The sequence below is a fragment of the Sphingomonas phyllosphaerae genome (genome assembly GCF_029623345.1).
GTDB classification, from domain to species: domain Bacteria; phylum Pseudomonadota; class Alphaproteobacteria; order Sphingomonadales; family Sphingomonadaceae; genus Sphingomonas; species Sphingomonas phyllosphaerae_C.
Map to the genome: position 1 here is coordinate 84,892 of NZ_JAPYKH010000003.1, position 23,009 is coordinate 107,900.

Sequence of the window (23,009 nt, forward strand, 5' to 3'; positions counted from 1 at the left end):
GCCGCTACTTCTCGGTCCCGTCCGGCTTCTTCCCCGGCAGCGTGCCCGGCGTCGACACGGGCGCCTTAACCGGCACGACGCCCTCCAGCGGCGGGTGCTCAGCGAAGTAGGCCTTTCCGTCCTGTTCGATCACGCGGATGTGTGCCGCGTTGGCCGCCGCTACGGCGCGGAGAAAGCTCGTCGGCTTCTTCATCAGCTTGGGGAAGTCGACCGTCGCCAGTCCGGCCCGCCGCGCCGCCTCGCGCACGAAGGTGACGCAGTTGCGCTTGCCGAGATTGTAGGTCGAGTCGCCGGTCGTCGCGTCCCATTCGCGCACCAGTGCCAGCACCGCGGCGTAATGCGCGTCGCTTAGCGTCACCGCGAAGCGCACCTTGCTGCCCTCCATGTAGCTGAGCTTGGGCCGCTCGATTAGCCCGGCGACGTTGCCGAACAGCAGCGCAGGCGTGACCGAGCGTGCGGTGAAGCCGTAGCTCGCGTCGACGGGAGCCCCGCCGGCGTCGAGCGTGCCGCGCAGCTGGACGAAGGCGTGCGGGAAATAGTTACCGAAATCGCGGCTCCAGAACGTCATCGTCACTGCCGCCTGCGCCGGCCAGGCGGCGAGCGCGAGCAGCAGCGCCACCAGCGTGGCGAGCGACCGGCCGATCACGGGCGCACTTCGGCGGACAGCGCAGCGGCATCCTCGCGCCGCTCCGGCCGAATGTAGATCGAGGAGAGCCGCGGTTCGGCCGCGCGCAGCTGGTCCTCGATCGCTTCGATCATCCGCTCGCCCTCGCCCATGGTGAGCGAGTCGTCGAAGTCGGCGCTGATCGCGACGAAGATGCTGTCGGGCGCGGTGTGGATCGTACGGACATGGTTCACCGCGGTGACGCCGGGCTGGCGTTCCACCACGGCGCGCACCGTCGCGACAACCGCCGGATCGGCCCGCTCGCCGATCAGCAGGCCCTTGCTCTCGCGCGCGAGCAGCACCGCGACCAAAGCCAGAATCAGGCCGATCGCGATCGAGGCGAGGCCGTCGATCCGCGGGTCGGCATAGGCGTGGCTCGCCCAGACGCCGATCCCGGCGATGAGGAGCCCGGCCAACGCGGCCGAGTCCTCGAACAGCACCATGAAGCCCGGCGGATCCTTCGACTCGCGAATGGCGCGCCACCAACCGGTGTCGCCCTTAGATGCGCCGAATTCACGCATCGCGATGAACCAGGAGGTGCCCTCCAGCGCGAAGGCGATCGCCAGCACGATATAGTTGAGCACCGGATCGGCGAGCGGCTCGGGCTCACGCCAGTGCTTCCAGCCCTCGTAGATCGACACGCCCGCGCCGACCGCGAAGATCAGGATCGCCACCACGAACGACCAGAAGTACAGCTCGCGCCCGTAGCCGAACGGGTGCGCGGCGTCCGGCGCGCGACGCGCCTTGCTCTGGCCGTAGAGCAGCAGGATCTGGTTGCCGCTATCGACCAGCGAGTGGACCCCCTCGGTCAGCATCGACGACGAGCCCGATATCCCGGCCGCGATAAACTTGGCGATCGCAATACCGACATTGGCGGCGAGCGCGCCGTACAGGACGATATTCTCGCGCACCCGCGCGGCAAGCGTGACCATGCAGTCTCCTCGGAGCCGGCGCCGGATGCGTCGGTGATGCCGCCAACGCGCGAGCGCGACAAGGTGCCACGTCCGAGCGACAAGTGACGTAATCACTGTCGTTTCGGAGGCGATGTAAGCGCGTCCTTCATCAATCCCGCGCTACACACCCCCTTCCGCGGTAGGGCAGCAGGATTACATGGGGATCACCGTCTACGAGCCGGCGTCAGTGCCGTCCGACGAGCCGGCGCGCGAACGCCTGGTCGAAGGGTCGGGCGCGCTCGGCGTCCGTGAGGACGGCGCGCTCCAGTCGCTGGTCGAGGACGTGCGCGAGACGCTGCAGACCCACGCCGCGGCGGTGTCGATCGTCTACAAGGACTGGCATTATATTATCGCCGCGGCGGGATACGCTCCGGGCGCCTACAGCCGCCGCAGCTCGCTATGCGGTCACGCCATCCTATCGCCGGGCGAGGTGTTCCACGTCGCCGACATCGCCGCGGACGAGCGTTTCGCCGGCAACCCTGCGCTGACCGAGCGCGACTCGCTGCGCTTCTACGCCGCCGCGCCGCTGCTCGCCGCGGCGGGCTTGCCGCTCGGCACCCTATGTGTGTTTGACCGGGCGCCGCGCGAGCGTTTCTCCACCAGCGATCGCGGTTATCTCCGCCGCCAGGCCGGCATGGTGATGGCGCGCCTGGAGCGCATTCAGGCGCGCTGAGCTGGTTCAGCCCTGCTGCGCGGCGCGGTGGTGGCGGATCACCTCGTCGATGATGAAGCGAAGGAATTTTTCGGAAAATTCGGGATCGAGCTCGGCTTCCTCGCTGAGCCGGCGCAGCCGCGCAATCTGCGCCTCCTCACGCCCCGGATCGGCCGCGGGCAGGCCCGCGATGGCCTTGTGCTCGCCGACCGCCTGGGTGATCTTGAAGCGCTCGGCGAGCAGGCAGACCAAAGCGGCATCGATATTGTCGATGCTCTTGCGGTAGCGTTTCAGGACGTCGTCGGTCATCGCTGGCTCCCTCGCGTGCGCGGTCTCCATGCTGATGGAGATGACGAACAGCAAGCCCGCGCTTGCGTTGCGCGCGTGCGACCTCCTAAGGGCGAGCGTAGATGAGCGCCACTCTCCACCGTCTCGCCGGCACGTCGCCGTCGCTCGATCCGATGATCGATCTGGTCGCCGAGGACATGGCGGCGGTCAATCGCGTGATCGTCGACCGCATGCGCTCGGAGATCCCGCTGATCCCCGAGCTGGCGGGGCATCTGATCGCAGGCGGCGGCAAGCGGCTGCGGCCGATGCTGACGCTCGCGGGGGCGCGGCTGCTGGGCTATGGCGGGACGCGCCACCATCTGCTCGCCGCGGCGGTGGAGTTCATCCACACCGCCACCCTGCTCCACGACGATGTGGTCGACGGCTCCGATCTGCGCCGCGGCAAGCGTACCGCCAATATCATCTGGGGCAATCCTGCCAGCGTGCTGGTCGGCGACTTCCTGTTCTCGCGCTCGTTCGAGCTGATGGTCGAGGGCGGCAGCCTGCGCGCGCTCGAGATCCTGTCCAACGCCAGCGCGGTGATTGCCGAGGGCGAGGTCAACCAGCTCACCGCGGTGCGTCGGATCGACCTGGGCGAGGAGCGCTACCTCGACATCATCGGCGCCAAGACCGCGGCGCTGTTCGCCGCCGCCTGCCGCATCGCCGCGGTGGTGGCCGATCGTGGCGAGGTGGAGGAGGCGGCGCTCGACTCCTACGGCCGTAATCTCGGCATCGCCTTCCAGCTGGTTGACGACGCGATCGATTACACCAGCGATTCGGGAACGATGGGCAAGGACGCGGGCGACGACTTCCGCGAGGGCAAGATGACCCTGCCGGTGATCCTGGCCTACGCCCGCGGTGGCGAGGACGAGCGCGCTTTCTGGCGCGACGCCGTATCCGGTCGCCGCGCGGGCGACGAGGAGTTCGCCCAGGCGGTCGCGCTGGTGCGGCAGTCGCGCGCGGTGGACGACACCTTCGCGCGCGCGCGCCACTACGGTCAGCTCGCCATCGACTCGCTCGCGCTCTTTCCGGCGAGCGCCGCGAAAGACTCGATGATCGAGGCGGTCGAGTTCGCGGTCGCGCGCGCCTACTGAGCCGTGGCTTGGGGGAGGGGAGCGCTCAGGACCGACCTCTCATACCGCCGCCGCCGCCCCGATCGTTTGACGCGGCAGGCGCCGTAGCGACAGCGTCAACCCCGCGAGCCACACCGTGCCGAACAGCACGTGCGCGACATTGGCGCCCATGGCGCCGATCCACAGCACCAGGAAGGGCGCGGTGAGATAGAAGGTCGCAGTTGCGGCGCCGACGACGCGCAGCACCGCCGACTGCGCCCCCTTGGCGAGCAGCGCCGCACGGCTCGCCGCCCCGCTGATCGTCAGCGACACCGCCAGGATCTGCACCGTCAGCAGCGGCGCCGCGGCCGCAAATCCGGGGCCGGCGGCGAGCCGCAGCAGCGTCGGCGCGAGCAGCAGCGCGCCGAGGAAGCAGGCGCCGCCGAACGCCGCCAGAATCGCCTCGGTCTGCAACAATACGCGGTTGAACTGGCGCTGCTCGCCGGTCGCCGCAAGCCGGCTCAGATCGGGGTAGACCACCGATTCGACCTGGCTGCCGACCTGCTGGACGACGCGGCTGATCCGCTTGGCGATGTGGAAGAGCCCCGCGGAGACCGGGTCGGCGAGCCAGCCGACCAGCAAGGTGTCGACCTGCTGCGCGCTGGCCCAGAGACTGAGCGACAGGTTGGAGCCGAGCGCGAAACGCCACAGCCCCGGGAAACGCTCGCGCAGCCCGGCGAGCGAGGCGCGCCACAGCCGGTGGCGTCCGGTCCGCCGCAGCAGCCACCAGGCGGTCATGAAATTTGCCAGCGAGCCGAGCGCCTGGGTCACCGCCCAGATCAGCACGAAGCTCGCCAGCCCGGCGCCGGCCGCATAGGCCGCGGCGACGCAGGCGAGCCGGACGATCGCGTTGATTACCTGCACCCGCGCAACGAGCCGGAACTGACCGGTCAGGCGGAAGATGGCGGTGCTGATGCCGTTCAGGTTGAACAGCAGCGAAACCATATAGGCGAGCGCGAGTAGCACCGTGCCGCCGTCGAGGTGGAACAGCAGCCGTCCCGCCAGCACCAGCAGGCTCGCCACCGCCCAGGCGAGCGCGCCGCCGCCCAGGTCGAGCAGCAGCCCGAACTTGAGCAGGCTGCGATAGTCCGCTTCATGCTCCGGCGAGTCGAGCGCGGCGCCGTAGCGGATCAGCGGCTGCCATGATTGGAAGCTGAGCAGTCGCTCGCACGCCTGGCCGAGCGTCAGCACCAGCGCGAGCACGCCATAGCCGGCCGGGCCGAGCGCGCGCGCCGCCAGCCCGACCGTGATCAGCGTGATCCCCACCGTCGCCGCGGTGCCGGTGAGCAGATGCCCGACCGCGCGGACGCGCCGTTCGCCCAGCAGCGCGCGCCACCGCGCCGGTGTAAGCGCCCACGTCGCCGCCGTCCTCAACCGCTCACCCGCCACATCTGCCCCCTCGTGCGGACCTGTTCTAGCGCAAGCGGGCGGTCGCGGCGGCGTCCCGCGGGCGTAATCCCGAATCGCCGTCCGGTCGCGATGACGGCTGCGCTAGGATCCCGGCGACCGGGGGGATGAAACATGTCGATGACCGCAGCGCGCTTCTTCGCGGCCGATCCAAAGGAGATCTGGCCCGCGCAGGAGGACAGCTTCTTCAACGAGCTGCGCACCAGCAATGCCACGTACAAGACGACGGCGCACGATCGCTTCGCCGATCTCGACGCCGCCTGCATCGCGCTGCTGCGGCAATCGGCCCGACCGATTCGCGAGGTGCTCGACATTGGTGTCTCCTCCGGCACGACGACGCTGGCGCTCTACGACCGGCTGCGCGAGGCGGGCATCGACGCGCGGGTGACGGGAACCGACCGGTCGGTCAGCGGGCATCTCGTCCGCGTGCTGCCGGGCGTCCGGACGCTACTCGACGACGGCGGCGCGCCGATCCAGCACGATCTGTTCGGCCTGCCGGTGCGCCCCTGGTTCCGCCGCGCCGATCGCTACACCGGGATGCGCGGGGTGCGGAGCGCGCTCAACGCCACGCTGGGCGGGCGCGCACGCCGGCTGGTCGCGGCGGGCGCCTCCGGCGCCAGCGCGGTGCGGTTAGTCAGCCCACGGTTGGCCGAACGCCCGCGCGTGACGATCGAGTGCAACGACATCTTCGCGCCGACGGCGGCCTACCACCGCCGCTTCGACCTGGTGCGCGTCGCCAACCTGCTCCACCCGGGCTATTTCAGCGTCGAGCAGCTGCGCCTCGGCATCGCGCATACGGTGAGCTATCTCGCCGGCCCGGGTGCGTGGCTGCTGCTGGCGCGGACGCTCAAGCGGCGCCACGTCGCGACGCTGTTCCGCGTGTCCGATGACGGCGCACGGCTCGAGATCGCCGATCGCTTTAACGGCGGCGCCGAGGCCGAGTGGCTCGCGCTGGAGGCACCGCTGCCCGCCTGGGACAAGTGAGTGACGACGGTCTGTTTCCCGTTCGTCGGTGACCTGATCGGCGGCAGCCATGTCTCCGCCGCCGGGTTGATCCGTCGCCTCGATCGCGCGCGTTACACACCGTTGGTGCTGTTGCAGCATCCCGACGGCGCGATGGCGCGCTTCTTCGCCGAGGCCGGGATCGCGACCGAGCCTGCGCCGCTGTCACCCGCGATGGTGCACGGCCGCGCCGTCTCCCCCGCGGGGGCGGCGCGCCTGGTCGCCACCTCGCTGCGGCTGCGCGACTTTCTGCGCGCGCGCGGGATCGGCATCGTCCACAGCAACGACGGTCGCAGCCACGCGACCTGGGGGCTCGCCGCCAAGCTCGCGCGCGCGCGGCTGCTGTGGCATCACCGCGGGGCGCCGGACGCGATGGGGCTGCGTGTGGTGGCGCCGTTGCTCGCAGACCGCGTCGTGTCGGTCTCGTCCTTCTCCGCGCCGAAGCCCGGGCGCTACTCCGCCGCGGCGCGCACGCGCGTCATCCGCAGCCCGTTTGACCATGACATGCACCACGACCGCGCCGAGGCGCGCGCCGCCCTGGCCGCGCTGATCCCGCGCGGCGGGGGCACGCATTACATCGCTTATGCCGGGGTGATGATCGAGCGGAAGCGCCCGCTGCTGTTCGTCGACGCGATCGCAGCGCTCCACGCGCGCCGGCCCGAGCTCGACATCGCCGGCGTGATGTTCGGCGAAGCGCTCGACGGCATGGACGAGCGGGTGCGCGCGCGCGCCGCGGCGGCGGGCGTGGCCGACCGGATCCACCTACTCGGTCATCGTACCCCGGGCGGCTATTGGCTGGCGGCGAGTGACGTGCTGATGGTCCCCGCGGTCGACGAGCCGTTCGGCCGCACCCTGGTGGAGGCGATGCTGGTCGGCACGCCGGTGGTGGCGACCCGCTCGGGCGGCAACGTCGAGGCGATCGCACACGAGCGCACCGGACTGTTGGTGTCGGCCGAGGACGCCGACGCGCTCGCCGACGGCTGCGCGCGCGTGCTGGGCGATGCGGCCCTCGCCGCACGGATCGCACACGACGCCGCGGCCGACGCGCGCGCGCGCTTCGGGGAGCAGGCGCACGCCGACGCGATCATGGCGGTCTACGACGAAATGCTAGCCGTCGGCGCCAGGTAGAGCGTGCCGCTGCCGTAACGATCGTGAAGCCACGGCAGTACGACCCGGCGATACCGGCGCGACCGCGCGAACGACGCGAGTGGCCCGTCCAGCTTTCCCTCGAAGCCGACCAGCACCGCCGCCGGCGGCGACGCGGCGAGTAGCTCGTCGATGGTGGTCGGCGATACCCAATGAGCGTAGTGGCGGCGCTGCCGCAGCGGCACGAAATCGCCGACCCGGTACACCAGCGGCCCAGTGGCGAGCGCCGCCGGCACCGTCAACCCGCCCTCGATCGCGTAGAGCGGCGCCAGCGTCGCGATCGTGTTGCCGCGGCGTTCGGCGCGGAGCAGGGCGGCGAGGCGCTGCCCCTGGTCGTGCGTCACGATGCCGGTCCAGCGCGCGCTGCGCACCGCGTCGGGCCAGCCGAGCGCCAGCCGCGGCGCCGACAGCAGCAGCGCGCCGAGCAGCAGCAGTAGCGCGGCGGCGCGCGCGCGACCCTTGATGCGCCCCGCCAGCGTCACCGCCAGCACGATCGCGAAGGGGACCGGGGGTGCGTAATATTGCGGGAAGGCGGGGCTGGGCACGAAGGACACAAGTACTCCCCCCAGCAGCAGCGCGACGATCAGTCGATGCGGCCAGCGCACCCGTGCCGCGCCGTAGCCGCGCAGCCGCCACGCCGAAGTCGCCGCGAGCAGTAGGGCGGCGGCGATCAGTCCGGCGGGTGAGATCAGCCATACCTTGGCGGCGAGCACGAGCTTGCCCGGCAGGTCGAGAATCTTGGCGCCGTCGAGGTCGGCGTTGGCGGTCCAGTAAGCAACATGAGGCCCACTGTGATAACCGAGCACGTGCGTGACGAAGCCGCTGGGGTCGCTTGCCAGGTAGATCAGCGGCGGCAGCGCGCCGACGATCCCGCCCGCGACGAAGGGCAGGGTCACCCGCCGTAGCCGCGTCGCGGCCGGCAGCCGCGCCGGCGCCAGCAGCGCGGCGAGCGCGAACGGCGGCAGCGCGAAGACGTAATTGGCCTTGAAGCCCGCGGCGACCCCGAGGCACAGCCCGCTCGCTGCCACCAGCAGTGGCGCGGGGACGTCGCGGTCGGCGCCGGCGATCATGAGGTAGGTCGCCATCAGCACGACGGCGAGCGGCAGGAAGTTGTTGGTCACCAGCATCCCCGCCGGGCCGAGCAGCAGCGGATGGGTCAGCAGCAGCAGCGTGGCCAGCGCCCCGAGCGGCCAGGAGCGGGTGAGCCGCCGCACCAGCAGGAGCATCGCCGTCGCCGCCACCAGCCAGCCGGCGAAGATCGTCAGCCGCCCGGCGAGCAGCACCTGCTCCGCTCCTGTCACGCGCAGCACCGCGTGCATCAGCAGCGGCAGATTGGGCAGGTTGTTGAAGCCGTAATCGTCGTAGAGCCGGCCGCGCGCCAGCATGGTGGCGACCGGCAGGTACATCTGCTCGTCGTGGCGCAGCGGATAGGTCATCAGCCGGCCGAACAGCCCGACCAACGCCAGCCCGATCGCCACCATCGCCGCGGGCAGCGCACGCGATCGCGTCGCCCCGCCCGCGCGCGCCGGTACCACCGTCGCAGCCACACTCGCCATTCATCACCCCCGACCCGTGTTCGCCGGGATCGTATCGGATGTCGCCGCGGGACGAAGCGCGCGGGCGGAGCGGGGGCGCGATCATTGGGGGTAGCCGGCGTCGATCGCATTAGTCCGGTTGCGCCGGGCTTTACCCGCCTGACCGTGCGACTTCGCCGGCGCGATCTCGCATCCTCGCGGCGGGGACGAAGGGTTGGGGGCAGCCGATGGACGACGGGACGACTCTGGCGATGGCGGAGGTGCGGGGCGACGCCCCGGCACGATCCCGCCCGCTCGTCGTCGATCTCGACCACAGCCTGGTGCGAACCGACACGCTGCACGAGTGCCTGGTCACGCTCGCCTTCCGCTATCCCGGGCGGATGCCGGCGGTGGTGGGCGCGCTGGGGCAGGGCCGCGCCGCCTTCAAGCGTGCCGCGATGCTCCACGCCGGGCTCGACTGCGAGGCGCTGCCGCTCGATCCGGCGGTGGTCGCGGTGATCGCGCGTCGGCGCGCGTCCGGCGGCGAGGTCCATCTCGTCACCGCGGCCGACCAGCTCATCGCGGACGGCGTCGCGGCCGCGACCGGGCTGTTCGACAGCGCGACCGGCAGCGACGGCACGGCCAACCTCAAGGCAGAAGCCAAGGCCGAGGCGCTTGCGCGGCGCTTTCCCGGCGGCTTCGACTATGTCGGCGACAGCCTCGCCGACGTGCCCGTGTGGCGCTGCGCCGAGACCGCGCTGTTGGCGGGGGATCGGCGCGGGGTGGCGAGGCGGCTCGCGCATGAACGGATCCTACCCGAGCTGCTGCCGCGCCGCGCCGTCCGCGCGCGCGACTGGGTGAAGGCGCTTCGGCTCCACCAGTGGAGCAAGAACCTGCTGGTGCTCGCGCCGATCGTGCTGAGCCACGAGTTCCTCGCGCCCGCGCTGCTGCTCGAGGCGCTCGCGGCTTTCGTGCTATTCGGCGTGGTGGCGTCGGCAACCTATCTGATCAACGACCTCGCCGATCTTTCGGCGGATCGTCGCCACCCGAGCAAGCGGTACCGGGCGCTCGCCGCCGGCCTGATCCCGCTCGCCACCGCGGTGCCGCTCGCGGCGGGGCTGCTGGGCGCCGGGCTGATCGGCGGCTGGCTGCTCGCGCCCGCCTTCGGGGCGACGCTGTCCTGCTATGCCGTGCTGACCTTACTCTATTCCTTCCGGCTCAAGCGCGAGCCGCTCGTCGACGTCGGCGCGATCGCCGCGCTGTTCACGCTACGGGTCGTCGCCGGCATGGTGGTGATCGGTCACCCGGTGTCGCTGTGGCTGGCGACCTTCACCGCGACGCTGTTCCTTTCGCTCGCGCTGGCCAAGCGCTCGGCCGAGCTGGTCCAGGCGGCGCGCAGCGGCAGGCCGGTGCACGGCCGCGGCTATCTCCCGGGCGACGAGCCGCTGACGCTCGCGCTCGGCGTCGCCGCGGGGATCGTCTCGGTGCTGGTGATGGTGATGTACATGTCGGTCGACGCGATGCCGAGCGGGCTCTACGTGCTCGATGGCGCGCTGTACGTGATCCCGGCGGTGCTCTGCCTCTGGGTCATGCGCGTGTGGCTGCTGGCGCACCGCGGCGTGCTCGACGACGACCCGGTAATTTTCGCGCTGCGCGACCAGGTGAGCTGGTGGCACGCCGGCGCGGTGGCGGGGCTGTGGCTCGCCGCGGTGGGGGGACGAGTGGCGTGACGCTGGCGCTGTTCGCTCTCATCGTCGTCAGCGTCTCGCTCAATGCGCTCGCCCAGGTCGCGCTGCGCAAGGCGATGACCTTCCGCGCGCTCCCCGCTCTCTCCGAGCCGATCGCGCTCGGTACCAGCCTGGTCGGCAATCCGTGGCTGTGGGCAGGCATGGCCTGCTACGTCGCCAGCATCGGCCTGTGGCTGGTGGTGCTGAGCCGGACCCAGGTGAGCGTCGCCTATCCGATGCTGTCGATGGGCTATGTTCTCGCCGCGGTGCTGGGCGTGCTCTTTCTGAGCGAGACCGTCGGGCCGGCGCGGGCGGCCGGGATCGCGCTGATCTGCCTCGGCGTGCTCGTCGTGGGGAAGACGGCGTGACCCGCCGCCACGTCATCACCGGCGGCGCGGGCTTCCTCGGCGAGCGGCTCGTCGCCGCACTCGCGGCGCGGGGCGAGCGGGTCACGGTATTCGACCAGGTCGCGCCGCGTACCGCGATCGACGAGGTGGTGCTCGGCGACGTCGCCAGTGCCGCCGACCTTGCGCGGCTCCGGCTCGGCCGCGACGACGTCGTGCACCATCTCGCGGCGCGCCAGTTCCACGGCGCGGTACCGCGGCGTGATCGCGACGGCTGGTTCGCCGCGGTGAACGTCGAGGGCACGCGCGCGCTGCTGGCGGCGATGCGCGCGGCCGGAACGCGCCAGCTGCTCTTCGTCTCGACCGACATGACCTATGGCGTGCCGGTCCATACGCCGGTGTCGCCGACGCACCAGCAGGTGCCGATCGGGCCCTATGGCCGCAGCAAGGTGGGGGCTGAGCGGCTGATCGCCGCCGCGGCGGACGAGTTCGGGCTGCGCGCCACCGTCTTCCGCCCGCGCCTGATCGCTGGGGCGGGGCGGCTCGGCATCCTCGCCAAGCTGTTCCGGCTGATCGCGCTGGGGCTGCCGGTGCCGATGATCGGGAGCGGGCGCAACCGCTACCAGATGATCGCGGTGGAGGATTGCGTCATCGCCCTGATCCGCGCCGCCGACCGCGGGTTGCCGCCCGGGCCGTTCAACCTCGGCTCGAGCGGGCCGCCGACGGTGCGCGAGCTGCTGCGCTCGCTGATCGCGCGCGCGGGTTCGCGCTCCGTCGTGCTGCCGACGCCGGCGAGGCTGGTGCAGCGCACGCTGGCGACAATGGATCGGGTCGGCGTCCCGCTGCTCTACCCCGAGCAGTTCGCGATCGCCGACGCGGACTATGTGCTCGACACCGAGGCGACCCGCGCGGCGCTCGACTGGTCCCCGAGCCGGCGCGACGCCGACATCCTGTTCGACGCCTATCATCATTTCCGCTCGCAGCCCGCGCGCGCGCACGACGCCCCGACGGTGTCGCTCGCCGCGCCGCGCCGCGGTGTCAGCTAGGAGCGCGCGCGTGAAGTCGGCGTCGGTGGTGGGTAAAGGAGCACGCGGCGAGCATGTCGTCGCCGCGCACGGGCTGCGCGGGCTGGCCTCGGCGATGGTGGTGTTCGCGCATATCATCGGCGGCCCGGCGCGCCACGTCTATGCCGACAATGCGGCCTATGTCGCGCTCACCCGCGCGCCCTGGCATCTCGCGACCTTCGGGGTGATGCTGTTCTTCGTCATCAGTGGCTTCGTCATCCTGCCGAGCGCGCTGCGCTACGCCCCCGGCGAGTTCGCGCTGCGGCGCGGGCTGCGGTTGTACCCGCTCTTTGCAATACTGTCCGTGCTGTTCGTCGCGCTCAACGCGGTGACCGACGCCTATCCCAAGATCAACACGCCGCTGGCGGTCGTCTCGGGCTTCACCTTCACCAACCTCTTCACCGGCACCGACCAGCTCACCCCCAACGCGTGGAGCCTGAGCTACGAGGTGATGTTCTACGCGCTCACCTGCGCGGTGGTGACCTTGGCGGTGAAACGGCGCGACCGGCTGACGGGGACACTGGCGATCGCGGCGGCGCTGGCCTTCGTGCTGGCCTTTCCGATCGCGCTTTACTTCGTTGCCGGTGTCGCGATCCGGCTGCTGCGCTGGCGCTATCCCGACGGCAGTCGCGCGACTGGCTGGGTCGAGCTGCTCGCCTTCGCCGGCATGACCGCGCTGGCGAGCCGCGCGCATTACGAATATTGGTGGCGCGATTTCCGCGACCCCGTCGTGGTGCCGCTGATCCTGTCGACCGCCACCTATTTCTACTGCGCGGTGGCGCCGGGGAGCTGGACCGAGCGGCTGCTCGGCAACCGCGTCTTCGCCTATCTCGGCACGATCAGCTACAGCCTGTACCTGGTCCATCCTTACATCTATCTCGCGCTGCGCAAGCTGTTCGTTCGCCATGGTCTGTTCACCGACGACCTGCTCCACTCGATGCTGCCCTTCGCGCTGTTGGTCGCGGTCGGGTCGCTGGTGGCGAGCCATGTCGTCCATCTCTGGCTCGAGCGCTGGCCCTACGAGCGCTTCTTCCGCCAGCGCATCTACCGCGCCGACCGGATCGCGCGCGGTGACCCCGCGACCGACGCCACCATGACGGCGCAGCGCGCGTGACCGCCGTCGCGCTTCCGATGCCGCGGCCGCGGGCCGCGACCGGCGCCGAGGTGCCGCGGCCGATCATCCTGGCGGTGGCGCTGTCCTCCTACCTGTCGTGGCGGCCCTCGCTCGACATCATGTTCACGCTGAGCGACCTGCTGTTCCTGCTCGGCCTCGGCCTGCTCGCCTCGCGCCACCGCCTGCCGCTGCAGCCGTTCGGCGCGCTGCAGCCGGCGTGGCTGATGTCGTTCACGGTGATGATGGCGGGGCTGCTGGTCGCCTCGCTGGGCGCACGCGACCCGTCGCGCTGGCTGATCGTGGCGATGCAATATGCCTTCGCCTGGGTGGTGCTGCCCTTCGCGATCGCCGGACATGGCCGCGCCTACGCCACCACGCTGGCGCGCGCGCTGGTGGCGGGGATGGTGGCGATGGAGGCGTTCGGCATCCTCATCTACGTCTCGTTCCAGGCCTCGTTCGAGGTCGCGCGCAAGGTGTTGGGGCTCGACTTTCTCTCGGGCAACCGCCGGCTCGGCGTGTTCGCCACCGACGCCAATTGGAACGGCGCCGCGATCGCGATGACCTTGCCCTTCGTCCTCTTCCTGTGGCGTGCCGGGCGGCTGCGCACCGCGGCGATGCTGGTCGCCTTTGCGGTGCTGCTGGTGTCGCTGCTGCTGACCGCCTCCTTCACCGCTTTCTCCAGCGCGGCGATCGGGCTGGCGATCTTCGGCGTGATCGCGGGCATCCGGCTGCCGCGCTGGGTCGTCGGCGGACTGTTCGCCGCCGCGCTGGTGGTGAGCCAGACCGGGTTGATGCTGCCCGAGACCTTCAACAAGCGCGTCGCCGGCGCGATCGAGAACGGTGATATCAGTGAGGCCGGCACCTTCACCGGCCGCGTCGCGCTGATCGACGACGCCTGGTCGATGATCGAGCAGCATCCCTTCAGCGGCGTCGGCGTCGACCAGCATCGCGTGATCAGCAAGCTGAAGGCGCCGGTACACAATATGTACCTGCTGGTGTGGGTCGAGGGCGGGCTGGTCGCGCTGCTCGGCTGGCTCGGCATGCTGGTGGTGCTGGTGATGGTGGCATTGTCGACATTGCGGCGCGAGCGCGACGTCGCCGGGCTGGTGCTGGCGGTGCTGGTGACCTTCCTGATCTTCTCGGCCGCCAGCCCGCACATGTACGCGCGGCTCTGGTCGGTGCCGGTGATCCTGTCGCTGGCGATGGCGCACGGCGGCGCGGTGCGGCGAATACCGCGCGCGGTGGCGGCGCTGGCCTCGCGCCGCGCCGAGGCGTGAGATGACGCGGATGCGAGTCCTGCTGGTCGCGGCGCTGCTGCTGCTCGGCGCGCTGCTGCTCCCCGCGATCGAGGGCGGGGTCGCGGTGCCCGCGGCGGCGGAGGAGAGCTTCCCGGTCGATTGTGACACCAGTGATGCGCCGCACGCGCTTCCTGCCTTTCCCGGCGCGCAGGGCTTCGGCCGAAACGCGCGCGGCGGGCGCGGCGGGCGCGTGATCGCGGTGACGACGCTCGCCGACTCGGGGCCGGGCTCGCTGCGGGACTGCGCCGAGGCCAGCGGCGCGCGCACCTGCGTCTTCCGCGTCAGCGGTACGATCGTGCTGCGCGACTGGATCAAGGTGACCCAGCCGTTCCTCACCATCGCCGGCCAGACCTCGCCGGGCGGCATCGCGCTGCGCAACGGCGCCTCGGCCAACGCGCCCATGCTGGTGCGCACGCACGACGTGGTGCTGCGTCACTTCCGCCTGCGCCCCGGCGCCTCGCCGCGCGCGTCTGACAATGTCGACACGATCCAGATCAGCGGTGGCGCGCACGACGTGATCCTGGATCACCTCTCGACCTCCTGGCCGACCGACGAAGGGATCAACATCGTCGGCGCCGGACATGAGACCGGACGGTGCGGGCAGACCCGCAACGTGACGGTGCAATGGTCGATCCTGGCCGAGGGGCTCAACCGCGCCAACCGCGGACCGCACAGCCGCGGCACCTATTTCGGCTATGGCGCGCACGCCGTGACGTTCCACCACAATCTCATCGCCAGCAACGTCCGCCGCAACCCGCTGGTTAACCTGCGCGGGCAGTTCGACATGATCGACAACGTGATCTTCAACTCGGTGAGCTACAACGCCGAGCTGTACACGCGCTTCGGCGACCTTGACGTCAACGCGATCGGCAACAGCGCGATCATGGGCCCCTCGTCCGAGGCGACGACGCAGCTCTACCTGTTCAACTACTTCCGCGACTATCCGGCGCGCTTCCGTCTCCACCTGCGCAGCAACCTCGACATCCACCGGCCGGAGGATCGCGGCGACGAGCGGCTGGTGCTCGAGCCCGGCGACTGGCGCTATGTGTCGGCCGTGCCGATCGGCACGCTATCGATGAGCGCGGGCGAGATCGACGACGCCGGCACGGCCTACCGCCGCGTCGCTGCCGGGGTGGGGGCGACGCGACCGCGCCGCGACTCCGCCGACGCGCGCGTCGTCGCCGGGCTGGTGACGTGCCGCGGCGCGGTGCTCGACGACCCGGCGCAGGTCGGTGGTTGGCCGGCGCTCACCGGCGGGGCCGCGCCCGCGGACCGCGATGGCGACGGCATCGCGGACGATTGGGAGATCGCGCACGGCCTTTCACCGACCGACCCGAATGATCGCAACATGTTCGGCGGCGACGGCTATACAAAATTGGAGGCCTATCTCTCCGACCTCGCGGGAGACCGTTCGACGGTGGCGGTGCAGCCGTCGCTGGTGCCGCGGCCGGCCTGTGGTCGCGCGATCGCGGACCCGGGGCCGCTGCCCTCGATCGCCCTCAGCGCCGACCCGGCGCAGCTGGCGACCGGCGGCGCGGTGACGCTGCGGTGGAGCGGCGAGAACATCCGCTCGTGCAAGCTCGACGGCGCCGGCGCGGGCGGGACGGGCGCGCGCGTCGTGAGGGTCAAGGCGACGCGCATTTATGAGATCGACTGTATCGGCCGGTACGGCGGTGACGCGATCGACTCGGCGCTGGTGACGGTCCGCTAGGCGGACTACTCCTTCGGAGCCATCAGACGCCCCGATACCCCACTTACCGCGATACCGCTTCGGACCTAATCTCTCGTCAGCGGTCATGCTGGGGGCGGACGGCGCTTTTCGGGGGAGGGGCGTATGGCGAACGGCGCGTTCACGAGCGCAGGCAGCGAATTTCGTGTCAACTCGACTTGGACCGGGGTGCAGACCGACCTGTCCTTCGCCGCGCTGGCGGACGGCGGCTTCGTCGCGATCTGGACCGACCTGAGCGGCACCGGCGGCGACTCGTCGGGTACCAGCGTCAAGGCGCAGCGCTTCGACTCGGCCGGGGTCGCGGTCGGGGCCGAGTTCCTCATCAACAGCGCTACCGGCAACAACCAGGACCGCGCCAGCGTCACCGCGCTTAAGACCGGCGGGTTCGTGGTGACGTGGAGCGACGCCAGCGGGCTCGGCGGTGACGCCGACCGCGGTTCGGTCAAGGCGCAGATCTACGACACCGCGGGCGCGCGCGTCGGAGGCGAGTTCCTCGTCAACACCACCACGGTCGCGGGCCAATCGGACTCGACGATCACCGCGCTGGCGGGCGGGGCTTTCATCGTCAGCTGGGTCGATGCCAGCGCGACCGCGCCCGACGCCAAGGGCAGCGGCGTGCGCGCGCAGCTGTTCTCCGCCAACGGGGCCAAGATCGGCGGCGAGTTCCTGGTCAACAGCACCATCACGGGCAGCCAGGTCGCACCGGCGCTCGCCGGGCTGGCCTCGGGCGGGTTCGTGTCGACCTGGATCGACTATAGCGGGCTGGGCGGCGACGCGAGCGGCACTTCGATCAAGGCGCAGCTTTTCTCCAGCAGCGGCGCGAAGCTGGGCGGCGAGTTGCTCGTCAACAGCACGACCTTGGGCGCGCAGGACCAGCCGGTGATCACCGCGCTCGCCGGCGGCGGCTTCGCGATCGTGTGGCGCGACAGCAGCGGACTGGACGACACCAGCGCCTCGGGGCTGCGCGGCCAGATCTACGACGCCGCCGGGGCGAAGACGGGGGGCGAGTTCCGCGTCAACACCACCACCTTCAACGCGCAGGACCAGCCGAGCATCGCGGCGACCGCGGACGGCGGCTTCGCGGTGAGCTGGCGCGACAACAGCAACATCGCCGCGGACGCCAGCGGCTTCGGCATCAAGACCCAGCTGTTCGACTCGCTCGGGCAGAAACTGGGCGGCGAGTTCCAGGCGAACGAGGTGGTGAGCGGCAACCAGGAGATGCCCGCGGTGACGGTGCTCGCCTCGGGCGCGCTGCTGGTCGGCTGGACCGACTACAGCACCGCCTCGGGGGACGTCGACGGCGGGATCAAGGCGCGGCTGTTCGCGCCGACGACGCCGGCGATCACCGACATCGAGGTGTCGCGCAACGCGCTCTCCGAGACCGAGGTGGAGAACAGCATCGTCGCGGTCTTCTCGGGCGTGGGCGCGCTCAACGCGAGCTACAGCTATCGCCTGGTGGACGATTCGACCGGCGGCGCCTTCGCGATCGAGGGCAACAAGCTGATCGTCGAGGACAGCCTCGCACTCGACTATGAGACCAACCCAATCGTCTCGATCACGGTGCGCGCCACGGACACGTTCGGCGACACCTTCGACAAGACCTTTACCTTCGGGCTGACCGACGCGGTCAACGAATATCGCTACTCCGGCGCGCCCGAGGTGCTGGCCAACACCAATATTGCCGCGAGCCAGCTCGCCCCCGCGGTGGCGACCCTGGCCGACGGCCGCTCGGTGATCGTCTGGACCGATGGCAGCGGCGTCGGGGGCGACACGAGCTCGTTCGGGATCAAGGCGCAGCTGATCGCGGCGGACGGCAGCAAGATCGGCGGCGAGTTCCGCGTCAACGCCCAGACGCTGAACGCACAGGACGCGCCCGCGGTGACCGCGCTCGCCTCGGGCGGCTTCGCGGTGACCTGGAGCGACGCCAACGCCGGCAGCGACGGCTCGGCCAGCTCGGTCAAGGCGCAGCTGTTCGACGCGAGCGGCGCGGCGGTCGGCGGCGAGCTGCTCGTCAACACTGCCACGCTCAACGCGCAGAAGGCGCCGGTGATCGCCGCGCTGGCCAACGGCGGCTTTGTCGTGTCCTGGACGGACGCGAGCCTGCAGGGCGGCGACGCCAGCGCCACCAGCGTCAAGGCGCAGGTGTACGATGCCGCGGGCAATCATGTCGGCGGCGAGCTGCTCGTCAACACCGCCACCAACGGCGCGCAGGACTCGTCGGCGGTGACCGGGTTGCAGGGTGGCGGCTTCGTCGTGACGTGGCGCGACGGCAGCCTGCAGGGCGGCGACGCCAGCAAGGATGCGGTGAAGGCGCAGCTGTTCGGCAGCGACGGCGGCAAGATCGGCGGCGAGTTCCTGGTCAACACCGAGACCGCGGGCTCGCAGCAGGCACCCGTGGTGGCGGCGCTGTCGACCGGCGGCTTCGCGATCGCCTGGGCGGACAACAGCTCGCGCGGGGGCGACGCCGATTATTTCGGCATCCGCTTTCAGCTGTACGACGCCGCCGGCGGTCGAATCGGCGGCGAGACGCTGGCCAACACGACGACGCTCGCGGGTCAGCTCGCGCCGACCATCACCGCGCTCGCCGGCGGCAATTTCGCGATCAGCTGGGCGGATTACAGCGGCGTCGGCGCCGAGGGCGGCACCGCCGGGATCAAGGCACAGGTGTTCGCCGGCGACGGCTCCGCGGTGGGTGGCGAGTTCCTGGTCAATCATCAGACGCTCGGCAGCCAGGTCGATCCGGCGATCACCGGCACCGGCGACGGCGGGTTCCTGGTGAGCTGGACCGATTACGGCGGTCAGGGCGGCGACGATCAGGCGACCGGCGTCAAGTACCGGCTGTTCGACCCGCTCGCCTCGCAGGGCACGCCGCCGGTGCTGATCGCGCGCGCCGACACGGTCGCTGCCACCGAGGACCAGACCACGGTCATCGCCGCCGCCGCGCTGCTGGCGAACGACACCGATTCCAACGGCGCGCCCTTCGCGCTGACCGGGGTGGCGGCGCTGTCGGGCGGCACCGCCGCGATCAACGCCGACGGCAACGTCGTCTTCACGCCGCTGGCCAACTTCGCCGGCACCGCGCTGCTGACCTACACGATCGCCGACAGTGCGGGTGAGTCCGCGATCGGGCGGGTCAACGTCCAGGTCGCCAACGTCAACGACGCGCCGGTGGCAGCGGCGGACCAGCTCTCGATCGACGAGGGCGCGACGAGCATCGCCGCGGCCGCGCTGCTCGCCAACGACCGCGACATCGATCCCGGCGACACGCTGCGCCTCGCCGCGCTCGCGGGCACCACCGCCAACGGGCTGGCGCTGACGCTCGCGGGCACGACGATCCAGGTGGCGACCCCGGCAAGCTATCAGGCGCTGCGCGCGGGCGAGACGGTGGTGGATCACTTCGACTATACCGTCGCCGATCGCGCGGGGGCGACCGCCACCGCCTCGGTCACGCTCACCTTCGTCGGCGCCAACGACGCGCCCTCGGCGCTGACGCTGGATCGCGCCCGCGTCGACGAGAATGCCGCGGCGGGGACGATCGTCGGCACGCTCAGCGGCTATGACGTCGATCACGACGAGACGCTGCGCTACCGCCTGCTCGACGACGCCGGCGGGCGCTTCGCGGTCGACGCGACGACCGGCGCGGTGACGGTCGCGAACGGCGCGCTGCTCGACTATGAGACCGCCACCTCGCACCTGATCCAGGCGCGAGTCACCGACGGGGCCGGCGCGACCTTCGACGCCAGCTTCACGATCTCGCTCAACAATCTGCCCGAGCCGAAGAGCTATACCGGCAGCAACAGCGCCAACACCTTCGTCGCGCCGACCAACGACCTGTGGACCATGCACGGGCTCGGCGGCAACGACGTGCTGACCGGCAACGCCAGCTCCGACGTGCTGTACGGCGACGCCAACAACGACATATTGGACGGCGCCGGCGGCGCCGACCTGCTGTACGGCGGGATCGGATCCGACACCTTCTACGTCGATGACGTGGGCGATCGCGTGATCGAATATTATGGTGAGGGTACCGACCTGGTCTACACCAGCGTGGACTTCACGCTGGAGGCCAATGTCGAGCAGCTCACCATGCTGGGCAGCGCCAACCTCGGCGCCACCGGCAACGACTTCGCCAACACGATGACCGGCAATGCGGGCGACAACCTCATCCGCGGCGGGCTGGGCGGCGACCTGCTGATCGGCATGGAGGGCAACGACACGCTCTACGGCGAGGCCGGCGGCGACTATCTCCAGGGCGGGGCGGGGGCGGACACGCTGGTCGGCGGCGCGGGAAGCGACGAGCTGATCGGTGGCGCGGGCGCGGACCGCTTCGTGTTCGACTATCTCGGGGCCGCGAGCGAGCGCGACACGGTCAAGGACTTCGTGGCGGGCGAGGACAAGCTGGTGCTCGCGGGCGCGGTCTTCACCGCCTTCGCCGGGCGCACCGGCGCGATCGCCGCGTCCGAGCTGGCGATCGGTGGCGCCGCGACCACCGCCGACCAGCATCTCGTCTACAACCAGACCACCGGCGCGCTCTACTATGACGCTGATGGCGCCGGCGGAGCGGCGATGGTGCAGATCGCTTTGCTGTCGACCAGGCCAGTGCTGGGAGCGACCGATTTCCACATCATCTGAGCCGCGTTCGATCGTCTTCGTGCTCGCCGGGCTGGGCGCCGGCGGGGCCGAGCGCGTCGTCAGCCTGATCGCGGCGGCGATGGTGCGTGGCGGCGACGAGGTGACGGTGGTGAGCTTCGACCGCCCCGCCGACCCGGTGTTCCATCCATTCCCCGCCGGCGTGCCGCTGGTCCGGCTCGGGCTGCCGCCGGGGGCGGCGCCGGGGCCGCTGCTGGTCGCGCGCCGCGTCGCCGCGCTGCGCGGCACGCTAGGCGAGCTCCGCCCCGACGTGGTCGTGTCGTTCCTCACGAAGATCAACGTGGTGTCTCTGCTCGCCTCACTCGGGCGGCGGCACCGGCTGATCGTGTCCGAGCGCAACAACCCGCGCGCGCAGCCGGCGAGCCGCGGCTGGGGCATGATGCTGCGGGCGCTGCTGCCGCGCGCCGACGCGATCGTCATGCAGACGCGCGCGAGCCTCAGCCTGCTCGACGCGCGCGCGCGGCGCCGCGCGCGCGTGATCGCCAATCCGATGGCGGCGCCCCTGCGCGAGCGCCGGCCGGGCAGAGCGATCGTCGGCGTCGGGCGGCTCGACCGCCAGAAGGGCTTCGACCTGCTGATCGACGCCTTCGCTCGGCTCGCGCCCTCGCATCCCGACTGGACGCTGGTGATATGGGGCGAGGGACCTGAACGGGCGGCGCTCGAGGCGCGCATCGCCGCGCTCGATCTCGGGGAGCGCGCGTCGCTCCCGGGCAACAGCACGGTACCGGGCGGCTGGCTCGACCAGGCGGGGGTATTCGGCTTGTCGTCACGCTACGAGGGCATGCCCAACGTGCTCGGCGAGGCGATGGCGGCGGGCGTCCCCGCGGCGGCCTTCGCCTGCGCCTTTGGTCCGGACGAGATGATCGCGCACGGTGAGACCGGGTTGCTCGTCCCCGCCGGCGACGTCGCCGCGCTCGCCGCCGCGCTGGAGACCTTGGTGGCGGACGCCGCGCTGCGCGAGCGGATCGGGGCCGCGGCGCGGGCGGCGTCGGCGCGCTACGCTCCTGCCGTGATCACCGCCGAGTGGCGCGCGCTGATCGACTCGCTGCTCGGCGTGCGCGCGTTAGTAGGTGAGCCGCAGCCCGAGCGTCGCGGTCCAGCGGCTGAACCGCTCGATCGGCTGGTCGGCGTCGCGGCGGGTGAAGCTGCCGTTGCCCAGCACGGCTAGGTGACGGTTGAGCAGGTAGGTGCCTTCCAGCTCGGCGAAGCGGAAGCGCTGATCGCGATTGATCGCGCCGCGATACGCGATGTCGCGGATCCCGACCGCGGCGCGCGCGAGGACGTCGTGGCGCAACTCTTGGTCGAGCGCCAGGCTCAGCCGGGTATCGACCCGCCCGATCGCGCCGGCGCGAATAGTCGCCACGTCGCCGCGGAAGGCGTCCAGCGTGATCGCGGTGCGGACGCGTGGCTGCCAGGTGAGCTGCCCGCTCGCGGCGAGCCCGGAGAAGGCGCGCAGCGTCGGGTCGGACGGGTCGGAGCGGAAGGCGCCGATCCCGAGCTCACCCTGCACGCGCGAGCTGACGTCGAAGGAAACGCCGGCGAGCGCGCCCGCGGTGGAGGCGTCGCGGTCGATCCCGTAGCGATCGACCCGCAGCCGCGCGTCGCGCCGCACCGCATAGCCCTGCAAATACACGCTGGTGCGCCCGCTCACCGCATAGGAGCCGCGCAGCGCGACGCGGTAGACCGCGAGGTCACGGTCGGCGTCGGCGGCGGGGAGGAAGTTGTAGTCGGTCGCGGTCGCGCTCGCGAGCATGCCGAGCCGCGCGCCCGTAAAGCGATAGTCGAGCCCGGCCTCGGCGACATCGATCAAGGTCGGCCGGCGGCCGGCGCCGAAGTCCGCTTCTGGGTCGCTGCGCCGCTGGTAGCTGCGGTCGAACGAGGCGCGCGCCCGGATCGACTGACGCGGCGCGACGTCGCCGCGCCAGTCGGCCAGTCCGCGGAAGGTGGTGACGTTCTCGCGGTCGTAGCGCGCGTACCGGATGAGGTTGGCGTTGGCGGCGAGCCGCAGGTCGCTGCTCGTCGTCTGGCGCCGGCCCTCCAGCGCGGGCTGGAGGTTGAACACGACGTCGCCGATCTCGCCGGTCCGGGTCGCGAAGATATTGTCATTGTAGGTCGCGCCGAGATCGACCCGCGGCGTCACCACGATCCCGCCGAGCGTCAGCGTGCGCGGCTCGTAGCCGGGGCGGGGCAGGTCGGCGATGGCGGTGGAGCGCTGCGGGTCGGCGGGCGACTGGGCGCAGCATAGCACCCCACCCGCGGTGAGCAGCACGCAGCGCAGCAGCTTCAGCGACACGGCGGCCTTTCCG

Annotated in this window: 18 protein-coding genes; 12 read left to right on the top strand and 6 right to left on the bottom strand. The window is 71.1% G+C overall.

From position 1 onward, the window contains the following. Positions 1 to 4: 4 nt before the first annotated feature. A complete protein-coding gene (locus tag QBJ89_RS03975; RefSeq protein ID WP_277979249.1) occupies positions 5 to 646 on the bottom strand; it encodes a hypothetical protein in 642 nt (213 codons plus the stop codon). Then, positions 643 to 1,596 carry a cation diffusion facilitator family transporter gene (locus tag QBJ89_RS03980; RefSeq protein ID WP_277979250.1) on the bottom strand — a complete coding sequence of 318 codons (954 nt, stop codon included), beginning with the start codon at positions 1,594 to 1,596 and terminating at the stop codon, positions 643 to 645. The genes QBJ89_RS03975 and QBJ89_RS03980 overlap by 4 nt, the downstream gene beginning before the upstream one ends. Before the next feature lie 178 nt (positions 1,597 to 1,774). Between QBJ89_RS03980 and QBJ89_RS03985 the strand changes: the two genes are divergently transcribed. Beyond that, positions 1,775 to 2,290: a GAF domain-containing protein gene (locus QBJ89_RS03985; RefSeq protein WP_277979251.1), complete on the top strand. Its 516-nt coding sequence runs from the start codon at positions 1,775 to 1,777 to the stop codon at positions 2,288 to 2,290. 6 nt (positions 2,291 to 2,296) lie between these two features. On the opposite strand, the gene QBJ89_RS03990 is transcribed toward QBJ89_RS03985, so the two are convergent. Further along, a complete protein-coding gene (locus tag QBJ89_RS03990; RefSeq protein ID WP_277979429.1) occupies positions 2,297 to 2,578 on the bottom strand; it encodes a chorismate mutase in 282 nt (93 codons plus the stop codon). A 101-nt stretch (positions 2,579 to 2,679) separates the two neighbouring features. On the opposite strand from QBJ89_RS03990, the gene QBJ89_RS03995 reads away from it, so the two are divergent. After that, on the top strand, positions 2,680 to 3,690 hold the full coding sequence (locus QBJ89_RS03995) for a polyprenyl synthetase family protein (protein WP_277979252.1): 1,011 nt from the start codon (positions 2,680 to 2,682) through the stop codon (positions 3,688 to 3,690). A 39-nt stretch (positions 3,691 to 3,729) separates the two neighbouring features. Here QBJ89_RS03995 and QBJ89_RS04000 read toward each other — a convergent pair whose 3' ends face one another. Further along, positions 3,730 to 5,082 (bottom strand): lipopolysaccharide biosynthesis protein, encoded by a 1,353-nt coding sequence (locus QBJ89_RS04000; protein WP_277979253.1) that lies wholly within the window; start codon positions 5,080 to 5,082, stop codon positions 3,730 to 3,732. Between the two features lie 147 nt (positions 5,083 to 5,229). Here QBJ89_RS04000 and QBJ89_RS04005 point away from each other — a divergent pair, with 147 nt between their 5' ends. Further along, positions 5,230 to 6,099 (top strand): hypothetical protein, encoded by an 870-nt coding sequence (locus QBJ89_RS04005; RefSeq protein WP_277979254.1) that lies wholly within the window; start codon positions 5,230 to 5,232, stop codon positions 6,097 to 6,099. Then, positions 6,100 to 7,245: a glycosyltransferase family 4 protein gene (locus QBJ89_RS04010; RefSeq protein WP_277979255.1), complete on the top strand. Its 1,146-nt coding sequence runs from the start codon at positions 6,100 to 6,102 to the stop codon at positions 7,243 to 7,245. On the opposite strand, the gene QBJ89_RS04015 is transcribed toward QBJ89_RS04010, so the two are convergent. Continuing rightward, complete coding sequence (locus QBJ89_RS04015; protein WP_277979256.1) at positions 7,212 to 8,819, bottom strand: hypothetical protein; 1,608 nt, start codon at positions 8,817 to 8,819, stop codon at positions 7,212 to 7,214. The two genes, QBJ89_RS04010 and QBJ89_RS04015, sit on opposite strands and share 34 nt — an antisense overlap. 206 nt (positions 8,820 to 9,025) lie before the next feature. Between QBJ89_RS04015 and QBJ89_RS04020 the strand changes: the two genes are divergently transcribed. The 8 genes from QBJ89_RS04020 (at position 9,026) to QBJ89_RS04055 (ending at position 21,871) form a co-directional block, all read left to right on the top strand. Beyond that, complete coding sequence (locus tag QBJ89_RS04020) at positions 9,026 to 10,507, top strand: UbiA family prenyltransferase (RefSeq protein WP_277979257.1); 1,482 nt, start codon at positions 9,026 to 9,028, stop codon at positions 10,505 to 10,507. Beyond that, positions 10,504 to 10,872, top strand: a complete 369-nt coding sequence (locus QBJ89_RS04025) for an EamA family transporter (protein WP_277979258.1) — start codon at positions 10,504 to 10,506, stop codon at positions 10,870 to 10,872. The genes QBJ89_RS04020 and QBJ89_RS04025 overlap by 4 nt, the downstream gene beginning before the upstream one ends. Next, positions 10,869 to 11,894: an NAD-dependent epimerase/dehydratase family protein gene (locus tag QBJ89_RS04030; RefSeq protein WP_277979259.1), complete on the top strand. Its 1,026-nt coding sequence runs from the start codon at positions 10,869 to 10,871 to the stop codon at positions 11,892 to 11,894. The genes QBJ89_RS04025 and QBJ89_RS04030 overlap by 4 nt, the downstream gene beginning before the upstream one ends. Positions 11,895 to 11,904: 10 nt before the next feature. Next, positions 11,905 to 13,026 (top strand): acyltransferase family protein, encoded by a 1,122-nt coding sequence (locus QBJ89_RS04035; protein ID WP_277979260.1) that lies wholly within the window; start codon positions 11,905 to 11,907, stop codon positions 13,024 to 13,026. Positions 13,027 to 13,043: 17 nt separating this feature from the next. After that, entirely contained in the window at positions 13,044 to 14,303 is a 1,260-nt protein-coding gene (locus QBJ89_RS04040; RefSeq protein WP_277979261.1) for an O-antigen ligase family protein, read from the top strand. Between the two features lies 1 nt (position 14,304). Next, positions 14,305 to 16,035 (top strand): hypothetical protein, encoded by a 1,731-nt coding sequence (locus QBJ89_RS04045; protein ID WP_277979262.1) that lies wholly within the window; start codon positions 14,305 to 14,307, stop codon positions 16,033 to 16,035. A 123-nt stretch (positions 16,036 to 16,158) separates the two neighbouring features. Beyond that, positions 16,159 to 20,685, top strand: coding sequence for a beta strand repeat-containing protein (locus tag QBJ89_RS04050; RefSeq protein ID WP_277979263.1), 4,527 nt, complete (start codon positions 16,159 to 16,161; stop codon positions 20,683 to 20,685). A gap of 19 nt (positions 20,686 to 20,704) precedes the next feature. After that, a complete protein-coding gene (locus QBJ89_RS04055) occupies positions 20,705 to 21,871 on the top strand; it encodes a glycosyltransferase (protein ID WP_277979264.1) in 1,167 nt (388 codons plus the stop codon). On the opposite strand, the gene QBJ89_RS04060 is transcribed toward QBJ89_RS04055, so the two are convergent. After that, a complete protein-coding gene (locus tag QBJ89_RS04060; protein WP_277979265.1) occupies positions 21,767 to 22,996 on the bottom strand; it encodes an outer membrane beta-barrel protein in 1,230 nt (409 codons plus the stop codon). The genes QBJ89_RS04055 and QBJ89_RS04060 overlap by 105 nt on opposite strands. Positions 22,997 to 23,009: the final 13 nt, after the last annotated feature.